Below are 21,822 nucleotides of genomic sequence, written 5' to 3'. Positions count from 1 at the left end.
GTTTTTTGTAATCTTACAAAAGTCTATTTCCTAACCTTGTAAAGTATAATTCTGTTCCATTATTGTGGTTATTATGATAATATTGCGTATATGCTGCGTAAATTCTTTGTTTTAAATTAAGATTAAAGCATCAAATTCTGGCAAATATATAATATTATTATGCGAAATCGGATATTAAGTATTTTATTGCTCACTTTAGGTTTAGTATTTCAACAGCAAGAAAAGTTTGAAGAAGCTATAAAACATTTCGACAAAGCCGAAGAACTTGACCCCGATTATATATATGCCAGTAACAATAATATAGAAGCACGAAAATTATGGACTGAAAAACAAAATAAACTAGCCAGTGTAGAAAACGATATGGGATTTTTGCCCAAAAATGACCCCAATTTACCTGTTAAACGTTCTGTCGTCCTCATTACTGCCAAGTTTTCTAACAGTCAACGTCAAGGAATTGAGGTTGGTACTGGTGTAGTTATCCAGCAAGATGCCAACCGGACATTAATTCTCACCAATCGTCATGTAATTTTTGATGGCAATGAACAGGGTGAAAATATTCAAGTGGAGTTTTTCAGTTCTCCACCAACAGGTAAAGTCAGAATGAGGAGGAATGCCAAATTATTCCAAAAGACTCCTACAGATGAACTCGATTTAGCTGTTTTGGAAGTTAGCGGTAAACTACCAGAAGACATCCAACCTTTATCAATGTCTACTACCATCAACCCCGCAATGCCTATTCAAATTATCGGTCATGATGCCCAAAGAGGTGAAGATAAATCATGGTCTGTAAAATCAGGAAAAATCAATTATCAGAACCAACAATTACAAATATCGGAGGCCGAACTTAAACCTGGTTATTCAGGCAGTCCCGTGATAGACTCAGAAAATCGGCTTATAGGCGTAGTTTATGCCCGAAAATCAGGTGAAACCAAAAATTTTGCCTATCCTATATCTGTAGTTAAAAAACAATTGTCCATCTGGAAAATTACTTTAAGTAACTAACTTGGCAAAATTAAATATAATACCTCTCTCCAAACCTCTCCCCTACGAGGGGAGAGGCTTTGACTCCCCTTCCCTAGTCTACAGTGTACACACAAGTCTTCTAGAGTTGCCACACAGGCTTCAGATCCCCCCAACCCCCCTTAAAAAGGGGGGCTAAGTTTCTCAAAGTCCCCCTTTCTAAGGGGGATTTAGGGGGATCGAATAACGTTTAGCATCTTTTCTAGAGATGTGTGTACACTGTAGCCTACCAGGGGAGAGGCTTTGACTCCCCCTTCCCTGGTAGGGAAGGGGGTTGGGGGGTTAGGTTTATATTATATTTTTTAACGCCCACTTACTTTAACGAAACCATGAGTTATAAAATTCTACTGGCCAGCTTATTAATCCTCGGCATTAATCCTCTTTCTGCTGTTGCCTCTTGTCCTAAAGGAAATGCCCGTTCTACAGATTATATCCGCCGTCAACCACCCAACCGTTGTGAAGGCATCAAACTCGAACCTTTAAGCGGCAATAGCTTGAGTTTAATTTCCATTGCTACCCGCAACATTGCCAGTTATGGTAATACCATAACCTTACAAGTTCCCCGCATTAAAGATGGTAAAAATCCTCAAGTCATAGTCAAATCATTGGATGATAATTATCACTATCAATTAGATGATTTACTATTATCTAAAAATGGTGCAAATTTCGGCTTTAGCTGGGATACTTACGTTCTTAAAAAAGCCAATATCCCTACAAATAAACTCCGCGCTGTAGCATCCTATAGCCTGGGTTCTCAAAATGTCTATGTTCCTGTTACTTTAGGACAAACTTCTGGTAAATATGAATTTGTTTTTTATTCTCAAGATCGAGTTAAATTTACCAGTTTAAAAATCCTTCCACTCACAGATCAAAAAGATCAACAGCCTGTATATAGGACATCTCGCACTACCCCCAATAGCGGTGAAATTAGTTTTACATGGGATGGAAGTAACGCCCCAGCAGGACGCTATCAACTTCACTATATCGCTAATATTGAACGCAGTAATGAACCAAGCGATAGAATTGAACGACGCATTGTATTTGAACATAACCCAACTTGGTTAAAATAAATCATGGGATATCGGCAAAAAGGCAGACAGAAATCTTCTCACAATTCCAGATTTAGTAAGATTAAGAACTTTATTATTACTAACTCTGGTTTAATTCGGACAAAAATTAATAATATTAATCATAATTTTCTCCAGCAATTGCCAAATCTAAAACAATATCTAATCCAGCAAAAATCATCTTTCTTGGTGATAATATTGCTTGTGGTTTTATGTATTATTACTATTGCGGCTATTGTCCCTGGAACTCATATATTTGAAGGTAATCTTATTTTTCAAGAAATGAGTTTTACTTATGATGATAATCAACCTAAACTTTTTATCGGCAATATTAAAAACATTAAAGAACTAGAAACCGAAGGTAAGCAAAAATTAACTTTTACTGGCAGTTTTCAAAGTCAATCTTTACCAGAAATTAATAAATTAAATTCCTTGGAAATCCAACTTACAGACAGAGAAAGTAAAATAATTATTACTCCAGCCAATTCTAGTACAGAAAGCGAAATTAATCTGAAAGAATTACGACTACAACCCCAAACAAGAATAGCTAGACTAAATTATGATTTTTATCGTCAGCAACTAGCTTTTTCTCTACTTCCCAATTCTCAAAATAATCCCAATCCCTTAGAAATCTATTTAGGTGAACAGCCTATCAAAGTTATTATAGAAGGTTATAAAATACCCAGTTTAAATTTACCGAAGTCACAGGATGATCAAGCACAATTAGAGTTTATTGTCAACCCCAATAATAAAGAATTTACTTTTAACATTCAAGAAAATACTAATATTTATCTCACTTTATCAAAACCACCAAAATATGAATCAGAACAATGGTTTAGAGGCAAAATAAAAACTAAAGATGTCACATTTACTCACGTAGATAAAAATGGTGGCAACCTGAGAGATGATTTAGAAATATCTACCATTGTCGAAGGTAAAATTCGCATGGCAGAACAGGATCGAGAAATTGAAGAAAATCAGTTTCTGATGGGAGAAGACACTAATAAACCGTTAAATATTCAACTTATCCGCAATCTGCAAATAATATCTGATAAAAAAGGTATAGAAGCCCGGTTTTCTGGTAAAACCAAACAAATTCAAATTGGACTAGATCAAGATTTTCCTGTTTCTAGTATCCAAGGTAGTTGGTTAGATGGTGTTTTACCCCGTGATGCCATTATCGCCCTATTTTCCTTTGGCGCTGCTACGGTTGCTAACCTTCTTTCTTGGTTATTTAGTAATACTAATTCTCGCAAACCATAATATTTTTTTGATAGGAGAATGTTTAAGAGGTTGTTTGAAAAGTATTAGATGAAACCAATAATTTCCAAAAACCTAACCCCCCAGCCCCCCTTCCCTGCGAGGGAATGGGGGTTTCAAAGCCTCTCCCCGCGTCGGGGAGAGGTTTGGAGAGGGGTTTATTTATACATTAAAAACTTTTCAAACATCCTCTAATTATATCAAGTCCGTTGTTCGTACCTCATAATTAAATTAATTTACAGCAATAATTTCGGCTTGACGGCTGCCATTTTCACCATAGGTTAAACATACCTTTAAGTAACTATCTGGTAGATATGGCATTCGTTCAGCCCATTCAATGGCGACAATTCCCGGTGTTACTTCTATGCCTTCCCAGTAACTTTCCAGGTTCAAGCCTGTAACTTCTTGAGGTTCTAGACGGTATAAATCCAAGTGATAAAGGGGAATGCGCCCTTCTGGGTACTCATTAATGAGAGTAAAGGTAGGACTAACAATAGAGTCAATTATCCCCAATCCTTTACCAATACCTTGCACCAAAGTAGTTTTACCAGCACCTAAATCACCTTCTAGCAAAATCACACTTCCAGCAGTCAAAGTTTCCCCAAGGGTAATACCTAATTGCTGTGTTGCTTCTATATCTGGAAGGAAAATTTTAGTCATTGATAATTGGTAATTGGTAATTGGTAATTGGTAATGTCTAAGAGGGTGTTTGAAAAGTTTTGAATGTGTAGACTGACCCCTCTCCAAACCTCTCCCCTGCAAGGGGAGAGGCTTTAAAACCCCCATTCCCTTGCAGGGAAGGGGGGTAGGGGGGTTAGGTTTTTGGAGATTACTGGTTTGATATAATACTTTTTAAACAACCTCTAAGCATTATCCAGTGTATCGGGATTAACGCCTAAATCACGCAACAGTTGTCCTAGTTGTTCAACTTTTCTTTTTGCTTCTATTGTTTCTTGTTCAGCAAGAATAACTCTTTCATTAGCAGCAATAGCTTCTTGTTCAGCAAGAATAACTCTTTCATTAGCAGCAATAGCTTCTTCTGTTGGTTCAGGAATTAATTCTCCTGTTAGTGTGAACCACCTTAACCATAACTTAGGAATATCTCGAAATGTCCCTTGCCATAGTCCTAAACTTAAACCTAATTCTGGCATTAGTAAGCGTCCTTCAATCATATTAATAGGTTCATAATGACCACCTACTAACTGAAATGCGCGGACTTCATTGGTGTAGCGACTAAAAACAATGTAGTAGGGAATCCTTAAAATACGTTCATAAACTTCCCATTTTGTGGGAGGTTTACCTATCTTACTTTCCCTATTACCTAAATCTTCATCTTCTGTACCAGGAGATAATAATTCTACAACTACAAAAGGGTTTGCTGGTTCTTGCCAAGTGACATAACTTAAACGCAAATCTTGACCATTATATAATTTGGGGACTCCTACTACACCAAACCAATCTGGGCGTTTATACCATAAAGGATTTTGCAGATCATAATAAAGATTCAGATCAGCAGCACTATAAACAAGTTCTGAACTCCAGGTTGTTGGCTGAAATGTTAAATATAAAAGTAAAGGTTGTAAAAAATGAAAGTCGTCTGGCAAGCCTTTTTCCTCTGGGTTTTCGCTAGGTAAATCATACATTGTCGGTAAAGTTTCCCAAGGGGGAAGGGGTGGTTCAGTTTGAGAAATGATGGAAGAAGTCATAAATATGTTAGGTTGGTAATTGGTAATGGGGAAATATATTTCCCCGTCCCCAGTTTTTACTTCCCGTGATGCGCTCCACTGTACCATTTTAATAAAACTTTGGCTAGTTTTTGGGGGTCATGGCGAACAGCACCATATTCATCTTCAAATAAAATATTAGCAGGAACTATTCGCCGTCCTAATTGGGTGACAGATTCTCGGTCTAAAAAAACTGGATGGGCGTTTTGTTGGGCATAACGGATAAGCGCTTGGGCTGAGGGTGTTTTTTTATGAACTAATACGGCATCGAATAACCTTCTATTGCCACAAGCATCATCTATGGCTTGAATATGTTCAGCAACGCTATATCCATCAGTTTCTCCTGGTTGGGTCATGATATTGCAGATATAAATGCGGGGTACATTGGTAGCGGCGATCGCATCGGCAATTTCTCCAACTAACAAATTAGGAATTAAGCTTGTATAAAGACTACCCGGACCAATAATAATGTAATCAGCTTCTTGAATGGCTTTAATTGCCGCGGGAACTGCCGGTGGATTTTCAGGAATACAACCAATTTTGACAATTTTTCCCGCAGCTTTGGGAATATTCGACTCACCCTCAATGCGGCGGCCATCTGTCAATTCTGCCCAGAGACGGACATCACTGAGGGTAGCAGGTAAAACTTGTCCTCTCACCGCCAATACTTTAGAACTAGCAGCGATCGCTTGGACTAAATCTCCAGTAATATCAGTCATGGCAGTTAAAAACAAATTACCAAAACTGTGACCTGTTAAACCATCTCCTGCCCGAAAGCGATATTGAAATAATTCCGTCAGTAATTTTTCTTCATCTGCTAACGCCGCCAAACAATTGCGGATATCACCCGGTGGTAAAACGCCAAATTCTTCCCGCAGTCTCCCAGAAGAACCGCCATCATCTGCTACGGTGACAATAGCAGTAATATTAGCACTATAAGTTTTTAAGCCTCTGAGTAACGTTGAAAGTCCAGTTCCACCACCAACAACTACAATTTTTGGACCCCGGTATAAGCGACGGTGGGCTAAGAGGACATCTATTAATTCCTCTTCATTCACTCCAGGTCTGAGGACTTCTGTAATTGAACCGACAGTGCGGGATTGTCCCCACAGCACCAACAGGACACCACAAAGAAGGAGTAATGGACCACTAATATAGTTGGGCAAAATATTCGCAAGGAGTCCCAAAAGACCTTTTAGCAACTCTAGTATCCAAAAAATGGGGGTTAATTTTACCCAAATAGCCAACCCCAAACTGGCTAAGACAACACCCCCAACAGTGATAAGTAACCAGCGTTTCACCGCTAATCCAGGGGATAACCATTTGAACCATTGGTTAACCCGGTGGGAAGTGCGACTGTGAGACTCTAGTTGTAGCGAATTAATGGCTTGTTTCAAAAAACCGATGAACATACTTAATAGGGAAAGTTGGTAAAAACAATATTTAACAGAAACTTAACATCACCTGCTTTCAATACTGAAAAAACCATAAGTTTGATTTAATCCTTTATATTTCAGGGAGGATAGGGAATCAACAGTTGAGGAAAATACCTATCTTACTTTTGCGGCGTTGTGTTTTACCAATTTAATAAAAGTGAATTTGATGAAAAAGCGAATTTTAGGAATAGATCCAGGACTGGCAACTGTGGGATTTGGGGCAATTAATTGGCAACAAAGTCAAAATAAAGGACAAGAGACAACGGTAGAGATGGTAGATTTTGGCGTAATTCGCACAAATGCTGATGTGGAAATGACTCAGCGACTATGTATTTTATTTGATGATTTACACAGCGTGATGGAGGACTTACAGCCAGATTTGGTGGCAATTGAAAAGTTATTTTTTTATCGGATGGCAAATACCATTGTTGTAGCACAAGCCAGGGGTGTACTGATGTTAGTTTTAGGACAGCGTAAGCTTCCTTATGTAGAATTTGCACCTCCCCAAATTAAGCAAGCTTTAACGAATTATGGTAAAGCAGATAAAGCAGAAGTGCAAGAGGCTGTGATGCGGGAGTTGGATTTAGATGAAATTCCTCGGCCGGATGATGCGGCAGATGCTTTAGCGGTGGCGTTAACAGCTTCGTTCCAGTTGTAAGATTGTATAAAGAGAATAAAGTTAGAAACTGAATAATAAAGTGGGAAACTATCCCTCTCCTGTCACTCTCCAAAAACATTTGCCATTCCTGGATTTTAGAGCTTTTGTATAGCAAGCGAACTGCTTGCAGCAGCGCTTCGCTATCGCACGATTTTTTGCTAATAAACATCCAATATCTCCATCTTCTATAATTCGTGAAGTGAAGCGACACGCAATTGTGGATCTTAGAATGAAGCTAGTAGTTCGTCAAAATAAATTTGACGGGTAATGATCGGAAAAAACTTCTGTTCTTCCCTCCCTTGCCCCCCTGCCTCTCTTCTCCCCCTGCTTGCCTTCACCCGTCATTTTCGGGTTGACAGACTACTAGTCCAGTTAAAGAGAACACCCACAGAATTAGTTATTATTTTTTACATTACGAGTGTTGGCTAACGCTAAAAAGCATACTATACTGTTGCTGTATAGCTAAAATATAAGCACAGTAATACTCTGCAAAGCAGAATGTACTAAAGGATGCTGTAATGTCAGCGAATGAAGCCAACACTAGGACACAATTAATTGATCCTGCTTTAATCTTAGCAGGATGGAACATCAAAGACCCCCACCAAGTGGGGTTAGAAATTCCTGTGGATGGCTATCATGCCGAACCTTGGAACGGTGTTACTGATTATTGCTTGTACCAACCCAATGGGGAAGTTATAGCAGTGGTGGAAGCAAAACGCCAAAGCAGTGATCCTAAAATTGCCCAAACCCAGGTAGAATACTACGTTAAAGAAATAGAAAAACATCAAAGTTTCCGCCCTTTTGCGTTTATGACGAATGGGGAGGAAACTTATTTTTGGGATGTGGGAAATTCTGCAAAACGGCAGGTAGCTGGCTTTTTTTCGCCAGCAGATTTAGAAAATTTACTGTATATTCGTCAAAATAAAATTGCGTTAAGTTCATTACCAATTAATACCCAAATTGCTGGGAGAGATTATCAACAGGAAGCTATTCGTCGGGTTTGTGAAACATTTGATGAAGGAAAACGCCGCACTTTATTGGTAATGGCTACGGGAACAGGGAAAACACGCACCGCAATGGCGATTATTGACTTATTTTTAAAGGCTAATCAAAGTCGGAAAATCTTATTTGTTGCTGATAGGGATAATTTAGTCAAGCAAGCTTTAGAAGATGGTTTTATGGAACATATACCCCATGAACCATGCGATCGCATTTTCAGCTACAACATAGATAAAACTAAACGGCTGTATGTTGTTGTGGAAAAGACTTTGAGAAATTCCTATAAAAAATTTAGTCCAGCTTTTTTTGATTTAATTATTTTTGATGAGGCACATCGTTCTATTTTCAATCTCTTTCAAGAGGTAATGGACTATTTTGATGGGCGGATGATTGGCTTAACAGCTACTCCCGCAGATTTTATTGATAGGAATACATTTATTACTTTTCACTGTTTTGATGGTATTCCTAGTTTTCTCTACACCTATAAACAAGCAGTTGAAGAGAAAAATTTAGTTGATTTTAGTCTTTATCAAGCACAAACTAAATTTCAAAGTGAAGGTATTAAAGGCGCGAAACTTTCAGAAGAAGAACGGAATGTATTGATAGCACAAGGAACTGACCCAGATGATATTGATTTTTCCGGTACAGATTTAGAAAAAAAGGTTAGTAATAAAGACACTCTCCGCAAGCAGTGGGAAGAAATTATGGAAGTTTGCCATAAAGATGAATCAGGGCAACTACCAGCGAAAACCATTGTATTTGCATTAACTCAAGAACACGCTTTTAGGCTATGTGAAACTTTTGAAGAAATGTATCCACAATATTCTGATTTGGTGCGAGTAATTACCCACAAAACAGAATATAAAGGCAAGCTAACAGGGAATTTTAAAAAAAATGATATGCCTCGCATTGCTATTTCTGTGGATATGCTGGATACTGGGGTAGATGTACCGGAATTGATGAATTTGGTGTTTATGAAACCTGTTCAATCACAGATTAAACTTTGGCAAATGATTGGACGAGGAACACGCAATCAAAAGGCTTGTAAAAAGTTGGAATGGTTGCCAAATCGGACAAAGCAGGAATTTTTAATTATTGATTTTTGGGAAAATGAATTTGAATCTAAAGTACAAACAGAAGTAGCCCAAACTATTCCTGTACTTCAACGCATTTTTAACACTCGTTTGGATTTGCTGGAGTTATATTTACATGACCAAGAATCACCAGAATGTCAAGCGGTAATTGCAAGTTTACGGGAACAAATAACCCAAATTCCGACAGATTCATTTACTGTCAAAAAGAAGATGTTGGATATGGATATTGCAGAAGCTTGGACAGATTTATTTTGGAATTACATTACTAAAGATAAATTGAAGTCATTACGGTTTAAAGTTGCTCCTCTTTTGCGATTTGTGCCAGGTGTGGAGATAGCAGCAGCAACTTTTACAAGTAAAGTTGAACGATTAAAATTAGAAATTCAAACGGAAGGAGCAAAACCGGATACTGTACAATCTATTGTTGAAGATGTGAGTCGTTTACCTGATTTTGTCCATCAAGATAAACGAAAACAAGATGCAATTAAGTTATGTTTATCTTCACGGTTGAATAATGCAACGGTGAAAGAATTAAATCAGATAATCAATGATTTAGCTGAAGAAATGAAAAATCGGCGACAACGCCCTAGTATTTTTTTAGAGTTAGATTTAGCTGATTTTGTGGCTACTCGCGGTTTTATTACTGTGGGTGAGGGTGGTGAACAAGTTTATGTGGAGGAATATAAAAAACGAGTTGAGGAAAAAATAAATGAAATTGTAGATGTTCATCCTACTATTAAGGCTATTCAGGAAGGTGAAGCGGTTACAGATTGGCAATTGATTGAGTTAGAAAGAACTTTACGCCAAGGTTTAGGAGGTGGTAATATTCAGCTTTCTGAGTCGAATATTCGCAAGGCTTACGGGTTAAAGGCTAATAGTTTATTGGCGTTTTTGCGGCATTTATTAGATTTGGATGCCATACCAGATTATGATGAGGTGGTAAAGCGTCAATTTGAGGATTTTATTGCCAAACACCAGTATAATGCTAATCAGATTAATTTTTTAAGGGCTGTGCAAAGTGTGTTTTTACAAAAGCAGAGGTTAGAGGTGGCTGATTTGTATGAGGGGGCTTTGGCTAGGTTTGGGAAAAATGCCGTTGATAGGTTTTTTTCTGATGATGAGGTGGATGATTTGTTAGCGTTTACGGAATTGTTGGCGGCTTAAAATTTATTTGTTCATTTATTTATTCATTGAGTTAGATTTAATAGCCAGGGAATAAATTCCCTGTCTAATAGCTAAAGTCGGTTAAAACCGACTAAGTTGGGTTTTTATGTGATTCTTTGTTTGATTTTTGAGTAATAATAGAAATTTTATTTTTAATTTAATTCATTTTTTTGGTAATATAATGTGAGACAGAGACAACAGAGCCAGGGAATTTATTCCCTGTCTAATAGCTAAAGTCGGTTAAAACCGACTAAGTTGGGTTTTTATGTGATTCTTTTTTAATTTTTGAGTAATAATAGAAATTTTATTTTTAATTTAATTCATTTTTTTGGTAATATAATGTGAGACAGAGACAACAGAGCCAGGGAATTTATTCCCTGTCTAATAGCTAAAGTCGGTTAAAACCGACTAAGTTGGGTTTTTATGTGATTCTTTTTTTGATTTTTGGGTAATAATGGAAATTTTATTTTTAATTTAATTCAATTTTTTGGTAATATAATGTGAGACAGAGACAACAGAGCCAGGGAATTTATTCCCTGTCTAATAGCTAAAGTCGGTTAAAACCGACTAAGTTGGGTTTTTATGTGATTCTTTTTTTGATTTTTGGGTAATAATGGAAATTTTATTTTTAATTTAATTCATTTTTTTGGTAATATAATGTGAGTCCGTTGAAACGGACTTGAGCTTTGAGACAGGGAATTTATTCCCTGGCTGAATTGGCTGGAATGGCTGGATAATTACACATTTATTGTTATTCTTTTAAAATTCATTATGGCTTTGTGGCGCTTGTATTATCATGTTGTCTGGGCTACGAAAAAACGTGAGCCTTTAATTACCAATGATGTAGAGGAAAAATTTTATGGTTATTTAATTGGGAAGGCGGATCATTTAGGGTGTATAATTCATGCTATTGGTGGAATTGAAGACCATATTCATTTTGTGGTTTCTATCCCTCCTAAATTGTCTATTGCTGAATTTGTGAAAACTTTAAAAGGTAGTAGTGCTTACCATTATAATCATACTTTTGGTAAAACACAACAATTTGCTTGGCAGGAGGGATATGGTGTATTTTCTTTAGGAGGTAAACAATTACAAGAAGCTATTGATTATGTAGATAATCAAAAAATACATCATCAAAATAAAACCACAATTCCATTATTAGAACAAGAAACAGATTTAGATAAACCACCAGAAAATAAAACAAAACCTAAAATCCCAGAAATACCAGGAAATAAATTTCCTGACTAAAAGCTAAAATCCCTTAAAACGGATTAAACTCAAAAATAATTAGTCGGTTTTAACCGACTTTAGCTATAAGACGGGGAATTTATTCCCCGGCTAAATCAATGACTAAATAAATAGATAGCTACATTAAATCAAAAACCCTAATTAAAAATGCTAACCGACCCAATTTTAAAATCAAAAGTAGACCTCCTGTGGGATAAACTCTGGACAGGAGGCTTATCCAACCCAATGGATGCTATCGAACAATTCTCATTTCTCCTCTTCCTCAAACGCTTAGACGAAACCGAAGATTTGAACGAACGTCAAGCCAAACGCCGCAAAGAAGATTATCAGCCCAAAATTCCCGCAGAAATGCGTTGGCGAAATTGGACACAGAAGAAAGCCGAGGATGCTTTAAATCATGTCAAAAATAAAGTTTTCCCCTGGTTGAAAGAAATGGGTAATTCTGACAACGAGGAAGAAACTGAGGAAGGAAACGAGCAAGAAACTAATGAAGATAAAAGTTCCTTTAGTGAGTATATGCAAACTGCGGAATTTAAAATTAATAAACCCAGTTTGTTAATTGAGGCTTGTAAATCCATTGATGAAATGAAAATCTCTGAACAAAATCAAGATGTTCAGGGTGATTTGTATGAGTATTTATTAAATAAATTAAGTATTGCTGGACGCAATGGCCAGTTTAGAACTCCCCGCCATATTATCCGCATGATGGTGGAAATGGTAGAACCTAAACCTACTGATAGAATTGGTGATTTAGCGGCGGGTACTTGTGGTTTTCCCGTTAATGCTTATCAGTATATTTTAGAAAAAAACACCACTCCAGAAATATTATTTGATGAAAAAGGTAATAAACATTTAGTTGGTGATTTACTCACACCAGAAGAATCAGAATTTCTGCAAACGGAGGCGTTTACAGCTTATGATAATGATTCGGGAATGACGATGTTACGCATCGGTTCAATGAATTTCATGCTGCATGGTATTGAACAGCCTCGGTTTTTTGCTAAAGATACTCTTTCTAAAAGATTTGATGATGAAAATACCCTCGATTTAGTATTAATGAATCCACCTTTTAAGGGTGCGGTTGATGCAGCAGATGTACATCCAAAATTGGCAGGTTTAAGCAAAAAATCCGAGTTGTTATTTCTGCACTTGATTTTGCGGGTTTTAGATATGGGTGGGAGATGTGCGGTTATTGTCCCTGATGGGGTGCTGTTTGGTTCTAGTAAGGCGCACGTCGAGATTCGCAAAAAGATTATAGAAGAAAATCGCTTGGATGGGGTGGTTTCTATGCCTAGCGGGGTGTTTAAACCTTATGCGGGGGTGTCTACGGCGGTGCTGCTGTTTACTCGTGGGGGAACGACTGACCGCGTTTGGTTCTATGATATGGAGCATGATGGCTTTTCTCTGGATGATAAGCGTCAAGCTGTGACAGAAAACGATATTCCTGATATTTTGGATTGTTGGAAAAATCGGTTTAATGCTGATGTTACTAAACAAAATGAGGAACGTTTGGCGGAGTTGAAAATGCAAATTGCACCTTTAAAAGCGGAACGTTTGTTATTACATAAGGAAATTAATCGTTTAACTTTTGAAAATGCTGTTGCACCGGCTGATGATGAAGCAACTCGTCAGGCTTTGGAAACGGATAAACAAAAGTTGGCGTTATTACATGAAAAAATCTCACCGTTGCAAAATGAAATTAATCGCCTGAATCGTCAATTTTGGGTAACTAAGGCGCAGGTAAAGGGGAATAAATATGATTTATCTGCAAGTCGTTATCGTCAGGTGGAACAGGATGAGGTGTTTTATGATATTCCCCAGGTGACTTTAGAAAGGTTGTTAAAATTGGAGGATGTTATGGGCGCTGAGGTACGAGAATTGGAGATGTTGTTATAGATTTATGGGTTTATTCATTTTATCGGTTTTGTTGGGGAATAAATACCGGGGAATAAATGTCAATCAATGCTAATCAATGCCAATAAATGCCAATAAATGCCAATAAATGCCAGGGAATAAATTCCCTGTCTTATAGCTGAAGTCGGTTGAAACCGACTGAATATAATTTGGATTTTGATTTGATTGTTTTTTTGGGGAATAATGGTAATTTTATTTGGCAATTAAACCCGATTTTTTGGTAATCTAATTTTAGTCCGTTTTAACGGACTTGAGCTTTTAGACAGGGAATTTATTCCCTGGCTAAATAGTAATAGAAAAAATTGCGCTAATTGGAAAGTTTATTAAAGTGATATTTAAAGAAGTAAAAATTGAAACTCTAGCCCATCCAACGCGAGGATCTTTTAAAATTGGTCCATTTGGAAGCTCACTTAAAAAAAATGAACTTGTAAACATTGGTATTCCTGTTGCTGGAATTGAAAATGTTTTACCAAATCATTTTGTATCCTCCTTTCGTAAGTTTATTACTCAAGAAAAATTTACACAACTTGCAGATTATAAATTAGAACCAGGGGATATTGTCGTTACAACAATGGGAACAATAGGCCGTGCTGCGGTTGTTCCTAATGGTATTGATACTTTAATTATTGACTCTCATCTTTTCCGCATGAGAGTTGATCAATCAAAAGTTTATCCGCCTTATCTTTGTTATGCAATTAATGGATTTGAAGGTTTAAAAAGACAATTAGCCCAGATGTCAAGAGGGGCAATAATGGATGGTTTAAATACTACCATCCTTAAAGAGTGTATTATCCCCCTTCCACCATTACCAGAACAAAAGCGAATTGCAGCAATATTGGAAAAATGCGATCGCCTACGTCGAACCCGTCGCTACTCCCTACAACTCAGCGAAACCTTTCTACAATCCGTCTTTCTGGAAATGTTCGGCGATCCTGTTACTAATCCGATGGGTTGGTTTATTAAAAATTTAGATGATGTTGCTGATATTGCTTCAGGAGTAACCAAAGGACAAAAGTTTAATGGTAAACAAACTGTTCAAGTTCCATATATGCGTGTTGCCAACGTACAGGATGGTTATCTTGATTTAACAGATATAAAATTAATTGAAGCTTTACCACAAGAAGTAGAACAATTAAAACTTCAAAAAGGTGATATTTTAATGACTGAAGGCGGTGATTATGATAAATTAGGTCGTGGTGCAATTTGGCATGGTCAAATTGAAAATTGCATACATCAAAATCATATATTTAGAGTAAGAACAAATAGGAAAATCATATTACCTGAGTTTTTTGCAAAATTACTTTTAACTCAATACACTAAATTATATTTTTTGCAATGTTCAAAGCAAACAACTAATTTAGCAACTATTAATATGACACAATTAAAAGCTTTACCTGTTCCACTCCCCCCTCTCCCACTCCAAGAAAAATTTGCCCAAATAGTCCAAAAACATGAACGCTTTCGCACCCAACAACGAGAAGCCGAACGCCAAGCAGAACATTTATTTCAAACGCTGCTATATCGCGCCTTTCGTGGAGAACTTACATCCTCAGACAGCAACGAACTAGACATATCCGCATTATCCGCAGAAAATCACCCACAACAGCCAAAACCAAAATCTACAGATAAACCGGAAAACCTTCCTATCCCAGCCACCCAGCCACAAATAAACGCACTACAACTAACCCTACCAGGCTTAGAATAGCCAGATTAGTTACCGTTCAAGTACATGAATCGTAATAGATATTGATGCAAAATTCATCTTTAAATATTAAACACTAAAATCATTACCATCTTGATTTACAACTAATCTTAAAATTGATAACCCTAAAATAATTAAAAATAGCACCAAACCAATGGTACAAGCATAGCTAATCTCTAAATTACCAAATGCTTGTTCATACAAATAATAAACAATAGTCTTAGAACTATTCAGCGGTCCGCCTTGGGTCATAATATAAACTTCTTCAAAAACTTTAGTTGCGGAAATTGCCGAAATTACAGCCACTAAAGCTAAATAGGGTTGCATCAATGGTAAGGTAATATCCCAATGTTTACGAACACTATCTGAACCATCAATAGCCGCAGCTTCATAAATATCAGCGGGAATGGCTTGTAATCCAGCTAAATAAATTACCATATAATAGCCTAAGCCCTTCCAAATCGTTACAGCCATAATACTAGCTAGGGAAATGGGGACAATTCCCAATATCTTATCAGGACTTGTTAACCAGGGAATTCCGTCGGTAAAAATCCCTAAAGTTTTGAGAATTTGATTCAGCAATCCGTTTTCTGCATATAACCATTTCCAAGCTATCCCAGCTACTACCATGGAAATGACAACTGGAGTATAATAAGCTGTTCTAAACCAATTCATTCCCCGCAGTTTTTGATTGACTAAAATTGCTAAAGCCAAGGGTAAAAATACTAAAATTGGCACAACACCAATTAGATAAATAAATGTATTTTGTAATGTTTGCCAAAAAACTGGATCTTTCGATAAACGCAGGAAATTTTTCCAGCCAATCCATTGAGGAGGATCTCCTATATTTTCATAGTTGGTAAAACTGAGATAAAAGGCTTGAACTGCTGGATAAAAAACAGTTAATGCTAAAATAATTAAGGCTGGTAATAAAAATAAATAAGGTGTTATTCTCTGTTGCATTAAAATCCATTGTTTTGATGTTAATTGAGACATATATTTGAGGATCAAGTTTTAGCAACTATAGTATCTTATTTCGGAGTCTAGATAAAGTTATTTTGATTAATACTTACGCCAAATTGAGAAAAGCCTTGATTTGGAGGTTGGATTGTTTACCTCAGTGTTACGTAGCAATGGCAAAGGTATTATTTTATCAGTATGATTTCAGAGTCGCACAAAAACTATTTAGCAAATATACTCAAAAATTAAATAGGGAATTAGTAAAATAATCCTTTTCCCTATTCTTCAATAAAATTACAATTCTGGTTTTGTATCTACTGTTTCATGCTGATTAATTTTCACCTGTTCTAATAAACGAGGCATCCAAGGTAAAGCCAGAAAAATTCCTGATAAAACTAGTAGAAATACAGAAAGTCCAAAAAGTTGGTCGCGGGAAATTTCTAATACACCACGTAAAATTACCTCTCGTAAAGCCGAAACAATCGTAATTTCTACCGCTGCACCTACAGAAATACTCCGTTCTTGCAGGTAATCAACTAACAACCGAAACAGTTCTACTAATATCAAAATAAACAAAATATCAGATGTTACTTGCCGTAAATCTAATGGACTTAAAAATGATAAAAACATATCTCCTAAGCGAATGAGCATGACACAAAACAAACTCACGCAAAGGGAGATAACAATAATATCCTGAAAAAGTTCTAAGTTCCGAACAATTCTATCCCGTTTAAACAAATTATTGACTTCTATAATTATCCGCTGTGGCATAGTATTTTCTAGAACAGAAAGATAAATCTATTTTAATAATTAACCATTAAACTACTTTGAATAAAGTGAACAGAGAACAATAAGTAATTATCAATTCAAATCAAGGAGGAGATTAACCCCCACTTTCAAACTTTAATTAATTCCTGGTTCTATTTTTTTACTGATGCTTCAGTAGCTGATTAACTTCAAGTTAGCCCCGCTGACCTAAGTAGATAGGATTTATCCATTATTAAGTATAAGATTTTATCTATGAATAATGCCCAATGGAGACGGGAATTGCCCACAATTAGGACTATGGAAAGATGCTGTTGGTCTTTTGACTGAGGATGATTGTTGACAGTTTTAATTTTCTTAACTGAGGTATATGTTTTTTAATAAAAATTAATATTCAAGCTGTGCCACAATAAGAGAAAGGCATAAATACTCAATTTATTAAAGAGGGGCGTTATGGTATTGCTTACCGAGAAACTAGAAAAGCGTCTGACTATAAATACTGTAGAGATTAGTGAAGATACTACCGCAATTCGGTCTTTGGATTGGGACCGCGATCGCTTTGATATTGAGTTTGGTTTACAAAATGGTACAACCTACAACTCTTTTCTGATTCGGGGGGAAAAAATCGCCCTGGTTGATACTTCCCATGAAAAGTTTCGCAAACTTTATTTTGATACTCTCACCGGTTTAATTAATCCCCAAGATATTGATTATTTAATTGTGAGTCACACTGAACCAGATCACAGCGGTTTAGTAAAAGACTTACTACAACTCGCTCCTCATATAACTGTAGTTGCGTCAAAAGTGGCAATTCAGTTTTTGGAGGACATGGTACATCAACCATTTAACCGCAAAATTGTCAAAAATGGCGATCGCTTAGATTTAGGCAATGGCCATGAATTTGAATTTGTCATTGCTCCTAATTTACATTGGCCGGATACCATTTTCAGCTTTGACCACAAAACCCAAATTCTCTACACCTGCGATGCTTTCGGGTTACATTATTGCTCAGAAAGTACCTTTGATGACGATTTAGCAGCAATAGAAGCTGATTTTCAATATTACTACGAATGTTTGATGGGACCAAATGCCCGTTCCGTCCTGTCCGCTATGAAGCGCATGGCAGAATTGAAAACAATTCGCATGATTGCCACCGGACATGGACCCCTATTATATCACAATGTGGAAGAATTGACAGGCCGTTATCGCAGTTGGAGTCAAGGCCAAACCAAAGCCGAAACCCCAGTAGGAATATTTTACGTTTCCGAGTACGGTTTTGGCGATCGCATCGCCCAATCTATTGCTAACGGGATGACAAAAACTGGTGTCGCTGTCGAAATAGTAGATTTAGCCAGCGTCAACGAATTACAAGAACTGCGGGAACTGGTAGGACGTTGTACAGGCTTAGTTGTGGGAATGCCCCCAACTTCAGGCAATTCTAACATTCAAGCCGCCCTCAGCACCGTTTTAGGTTCTGCCAAAGAAAAACAAGCCATTGGCATTTTTGAAACCGGTGGAGGAGATGATGAACCCACCTATCCCCTATTAAATAAATTCCGGGCTTTAGGGTTACACTTATCTTTTCCCGTAATTGAAATTCGGGAAACACCCACAGCTAACACTTATAAAAAGTGTGAAGAAGCGGGGACAGACTTGGGACAATGGGTAACAAGAGACAAAAGCATCAAAGCCATGAAATCCCTGGCTGCTGATTTAGATAAAGCCTTGGGCAGAATTAGCGGTGGTTTATATATCATCACAGCCAAAAAAGCCGACGTATCCAGCGCCATGTTAGCTTCCTGGGTAAGTCAAGCCAGCTTCAAACCCTTGGGCTTTTCCATTGCCGTCGCCAAAGATCGAGCCATAGAATCACTCATGCAAGTAGGCGATCGCTTCGTTCTCAATGTACTCGAAGAAGGCAACTATCAACCATTAATGAAACACTTCTTAAAAAGATTTGCTCCCGGTGCAGATCGTTTTCAAGGTGTGAAAACCCAACCTGCTGAAAATGGCGCACCTATCCTCACAGATGCCCTAGCATACATAGAATGCGAAGTAGTTAGCCGCATGGATTGTGGTGATCATTGGGCAGTATACAGTACAGCTTACGCCGGTAGAGTATCCAATCCCGATGCCATGACAGCAGTACACCACCGCAAAGTCGGGAATCATTATTAAAAATAGGGAACAGGGAACAGGGAACAGGGAACAGGGAAAGAAAATTCCGTACAACGAACAACTGACAACTGACAAATGACCACTAAACCCCGTGACGTGCAAATATTGCCCATTGGTACAGATACTATCGTATTGCGATCGCGCAGTTGGTCCAGATTAAGATTTGAAATTGAATATGCTTTAGCTAGATTTCCAGGCACAATGAAAAAATAGCAAAGAGAAAGGTATATATGGAAATTGCACCGCATATTAGCGTAGATAGTGGTATCCACCACGGTACACCTGTTATTACCGAAACCCGCGTTCCTATTTCTATTATTATTGGCTCTCTTGCTGGTGGTATGAGCAAGGAAGAAGTCATGCAAGAATACGAACTCAGTAAAAATCAAGTTGAAGCTGCTCTCAGTTACGCTGCTGATCTAGTTAAATACACCCAAGTCACTGCATTGGGAGCGTAAATTTTGAACTTCCTCGTTGATGAAAATATGCCCCGTTCCCTCTAAAATTGGAAAATTAAAAATCTTAACCTTTGCGCCTTTGCTCCTTTGTGCCTTTGCGCGAAACATAATTCATACCAATCACCAATCACCAATGACCACTAAACCCCGTGACGTACAAATATTGCCCATTGGGACAGATACAATCGTATTGCGATCGCGCAGTTGGGCAAGACTAAGATTTGAAATTGAATATGCTTTAGCTAAGGGAACAACAGCTAATTCTTATCTCATCCAAGGCGATAAAAATGCCCTGCTTGACCCCCCTGGCGAAACTTTTACCGAAATTTACCTCCAAGCCTTACAACAGCGGTTCGATGTCAAAAAACTCGACTATGTAATTTTAGGTCACATTAACCCCAACCGCGCTGCAACGTTAAAAGCATTACTGGAAATCGCCCCCCAAATTACCTTTGTTTGTTCTAACCCAGGGGCGATAAATTTACGCGCGGCTTTGGAAAAAGACGATTTACAAATTTTGGTCATGCGGGGAGAAGATACCCTAGATTTAGGAAAAGGACATCATTTACAATTTATTCCCACACCTAACCCCCGTTACGCTGACGAACTTTGTACATGGGACCGGCAAACAGAAATCTTGTTTTCTGATAAACTATTTGGAGCGCATATTTGCTCAGATCAAGTTTTTGATGAAGGTTGGGAAGTATTTAACGAAGACAGACGCTATTATTTTGACTGTTTAATGGCACCTCACGCCAGACAAATCGAAACAGCTTTAGAAAAATTAGCAGATTTGCCGGTGCGAATGTATGCTACTGGTCATGGTCCAATTGTCCGCTATGGTTTAATTGATATTACCAAAGGCTATCGGGAATGGACTAAACAGCAAACTTCCGCTGATATGACAGTGGCTTTGATTTATGCCTCAGCCTATGGCAATACTGCAACTTTAGCACAGGCGATCGCTCGCGGCATCACCAAAGCCGGTGTCAATGTCGAAGCCATTAACTGCGAATTTACCGAACCTGAAGAAATCAAAGCCGCAATTGAAAAATCCGCCGGTTTCGTCATAGGTTCTCCCACCTTAGGAGGACACGCACCCACACCCGTGCAAACAGCATTAGGAATTGTCCTTTCTACCGCAACTAACAATAAATTAGCCGGCGTATTTGGTTCTTTTGGCTGGAGTGGAGAAGCCGTTGATTTAATTGAAAGCAAACTCAAAGACGCAGGATACAGATTTGGATTTGACACCATTCGCGTTAAATTCAAACCCAATGAAGTTACCTTGCAAACCTGCGAAGAAGCGGGAACTGATTTCGCCCAAGCATTGAAACGCGCCGCGAAAAAATCAGTTGTCGCTAAACAACCTGCAAGTAATGTCGAACAAGCTGTAGGGCGGATTGTTGGTTCTATATGTGTGGTTACAGCAAGCCAAGGTGATGTTAAAACGGGAATGTTAGCATCTTGGGTAACACAAGCCAGTTTTAATCCTCCTGGTTTAACCATTGCGGTAGCTAAAGAACGAGCTATGGAATCCTTATCCTATACAAATAACAAATTTGTAGTCAATATTTTGGCGGAAGGGAAAGAAATTCGTAAGCAATTTATGAAAGTTTACGCCCCTGGACAAGATAGATTTGCCGGTTTGGACACTCAAGAAGCCAATAATGGCGGGATTATTCTCAATGGTGCTTTAGCGTATTTGGAATGTTCTGTCCAAAGTCGGATGGAATCTGGTGATCATTGGTTAGTTTATGCCACTGTTGATGATGGTAAGGTCTTAAATCAAGATGGTGTCACAGCAGTACATTATCGCAAATCCGCCAGTTATTATTAAACAGTAGGGTGGGCATTGCCCACCTAAATATTTTTTGATTTTCTTGTTTAGTTAAAATATAAGTCTGCCAGGCTTCGCCCCGCTTCGCTAACACGCAAAGGCGCAAAGGTAAGAGTTTTCCCTTGTCGCAGGCATCGCACTCTTGGAGTTTACCATTTACAAGCGATCGCATCCCTCTCCCCAAGCATCACATTTTTGGAGTTTGGACAAAGGTGACGTAAATGCGATATTTAAGAAAATAAAAAATATATCCCTCGTTCCCAGACTCCGGCTGGGAATGCCTACCAGGAGGCTCTGCCTCCAATCCCAGAATACAAGCCATTTTACCCCATTTT

The 21,822-nt window shown here is 37.9% G+C and carries 17 protein-coding genes; 12 read left to right on the top strand and 5 right to left on the bottom strand.

Annotation, left to right across the window (positions count from 1 at the left end; genetic code table 11):
• Positions 1-159: 159 nt before the first annotated feature.
• From FJR09_RS03900 to FJR09_RS03890, 3 genes are all read left to right on the top strand, one after another.
• Positions 160-1,002, top strand: a complete 843-nt coding sequence (locus FJR09_RS03900; protein WP_168653026.1) for a trypsin-like peptidase domain-containing protein — start codon at positions 160-162, stop codon at positions 1,000-1,002.
• A gap of 347 nt (positions 1,003-1,349) precedes the next feature.
• Entirely contained in the window at positions 1,350-2,090 is a 741-nt protein-coding gene (locus tag FJR09_RS03895) for a hypothetical protein (RefSeq protein WP_168653017.1), read from the top strand.
• Between the two features lie 3 nt (positions 2,091-2,093).
• Positions 2,094-3,350 carry a hypothetical protein gene (locus tag FJR09_RS03890; protein ID WP_168653018.1) on the top strand — a complete coding sequence of 419 codons (1,257 nt, stop codon included), beginning with the start codon at positions 2,094-2,096 and terminating at the stop codon, positions 3,348-3,350.
• A 228-nt stretch (positions 3,351-3,578) separates the two neighbouring features.
• Here the strand turns inward: FJR09_RS03890 and tsaE are convergent, their stop codons facing one another.
• From tsaE to yvcK, 3 genes are all read right to left on the bottom strand, one after another.
• Positions 3,579-4,007: a tRNA (adenosine(37)-N6)-threonylcarbamoyltransferase complex ATPase subunit type 1 TsaE gene (gene tsaE / locus FJR09_RS03885; RefSeq protein ID WP_168653019.1), complete on the bottom strand. Its 429-nt coding sequence runs from the start codon at positions 4,005-4,007 to the stop codon at positions 3,579-3,581.
• 203 nt (positions 4,008-4,210) lie between these two features.
• Positions 4,211-5,053: a Uma2 family endonuclease gene (locus FJR09_RS03880; RefSeq protein ID WP_168653027.1), complete on the bottom strand. Its 843-nt coding sequence runs from the start codon at positions 5,051-5,053 to the stop codon at positions 4,211-4,213.
• A gap of 56 nt (positions 5,054-5,109) precedes the next feature.
• Positions 5,110-6,483: a gluconeogenesis factor YvcK family protein gene (gene yvcK, locus FJR09_RS03875; RefSeq protein ID WP_168631817.1), complete on the bottom strand. Its 1,374-nt coding sequence runs from the start codon at positions 6,481-6,483 to the stop codon at positions 5,110-5,112.
• A gap of 190 nt (positions 6,484-6,673) precedes the next feature.
• On the opposite strand from yvcK, the gene ruvC reads away from it, so the two are divergent.
• The 5 genes from ruvC to FJR09_RS26065 all read left to right on the top strand — a co-directional run bounded on the left by ruvC (position 6,674) and on the right by FJR09_RS26065 (position 15,289).
• The gene (gene ruvC / locus FJR09_RS03870) at positions 6,674-7,165 is read left to right on the top strand and encodes a crossover junction endodeoxyribonuclease RuvC (protein WP_015078083.1); all 492 of its coding nucleotides are present in this window, start codon (positions 6,674-6,676) and stop codon (positions 7,163-7,165) included.
• A gap of 518 nt (positions 7,166-7,683) precedes the next feature.
• Positions 7,684-10,422 carry a DEAD/DEAH box helicase family protein gene (locus FJR09_RS03865; RefSeq protein WP_168653020.1) on the top strand — a complete coding sequence of 913 codons (2,739 nt, stop codon included), beginning with the start codon at positions 7,684-7,686 and terminating at the stop codon, positions 10,420-10,422.
• Between the two features lie 771 nt (positions 10,423-11,193).
• Positions 11,194-11,670 (top strand): IS200/IS605-like element ISAsp20 family transposase, encoded by a 477-nt coding sequence (gene tnpA / locus FJR09_RS03860; protein ID WP_015078085.1) that lies wholly within the window; start codon positions 11,194-11,196, stop codon positions 11,668-11,670.
• Between the two features lie 147 nt (positions 11,671-11,817).
• Positions 11,818-13,566 (top strand): class I SAM-dependent DNA methyltransferase, encoded by a 1,749-nt coding sequence (locus tag FJR09_RS03855; protein ID WP_168653021.1) that lies wholly within the window; start codon positions 11,818-11,820, stop codon positions 13,564-13,566.
• 346 nt (positions 13,567-13,912) lie between these two features.
• Entirely contained in the window at positions 13,913-15,289 is a 1,377-nt protein-coding gene (locus FJR09_RS26065) for a restriction endonuclease subunit S (protein WP_168653022.1), read from the top strand.
• A 66-nt stretch (positions 15,290-15,355) separates the two neighbouring features.
• On the opposite strand, the gene FJR09_RS03845 is transcribed toward FJR09_RS26065, so the two are convergent.
• Both FJR09_RS03845 and FJR09_RS03840 read right to left on the bottom strand, forming a co-directional pair.
• Positions 15,356-16,282 (bottom strand): carbohydrate ABC transporter permease, encoded by a 927-nt coding sequence (locus tag FJR09_RS03845; RefSeq protein WP_041457484.1) that lies wholly within the window; start codon positions 16,280-16,282, stop codon positions 15,356-15,358.
• A gap of 258 nt (positions 16,283-16,540) precedes the next feature.
• The gene (locus tag FJR09_RS03840; RefSeq protein ID WP_148763591.1) at positions 16,541-17,017 is read right to left on the bottom strand and encodes a phosphate-starvation-inducible PsiE family protein; all 477 of its coding nucleotides are present in this window, start codon (positions 17,015-17,017) and stop codon (positions 16,541-16,543) included.
• Between the two features lie 447 nt (positions 17,018-17,464).
• On the opposite strand from FJR09_RS03840, the gene FJR09_RS03835 reads away from it, so the two are divergent.
• The 4 genes from FJR09_RS03835 to FJR09_RS03820 all read left to right on the top strand — a co-directional run bounded on the left by FJR09_RS03835 (position 17,465) and on the right by FJR09_RS03820 (position 21,487).
• Positions 17,465-19,189: a diflavin flavoprotein gene (locus FJR09_RS03835; protein ID WP_168653023.1), complete on the top strand. Its 1,725-nt coding sequence runs from the start codon at positions 17,465-17,467 to the stop codon at positions 19,187-19,189.
• A 75-nt stretch (positions 19,190-19,264) separates the two neighbouring features.
• On the top strand, positions 19,265-19,402 hold the full coding sequence (locus FJR09_RS03830; RefSeq protein ID WP_158310490.1) for a hypothetical protein: 138 nt from the start codon (positions 19,265-19,267) through the stop codon (positions 19,400-19,402).
• A gap of 17 nt (positions 19,403-19,419) precedes the next feature.
• On the top strand, positions 19,420-19,647 hold the full coding sequence (locus tag FJR09_RS03825; RefSeq protein WP_015078091.1) for a DUF433 domain-containing protein: 228 nt from the start codon (positions 19,420-19,422) through the stop codon (positions 19,645-19,647).
• A 133-nt stretch (positions 19,648-19,780) separates the two neighbouring features.
• Complete coding sequence (locus FJR09_RS03820) at positions 19,781-21,487, top strand: diflavin flavoprotein (RefSeq protein WP_041458170.1); 1,707 nt, start codon at positions 19,781-19,783, stop codon at positions 21,485-21,487.
• Positions 21,488-21,822 lie beyond the last annotated feature (335 nt).

Origin of the sequence: Dolichospermum sp. UHCC 0406 (assembly GCF_009712025.1) — a bacterium.
GTDB lineage: Bacteria > Cyanobacteriota > Cyanobacteriia > Cyanobacteriales > Nostocaceae > Dolichospermum > Dolichospermum lemmermannii.
Note: the sequence above shows the minus strand (reverse complement) of the source record. Positions and strands in the feature narration are given on the sequence as shown.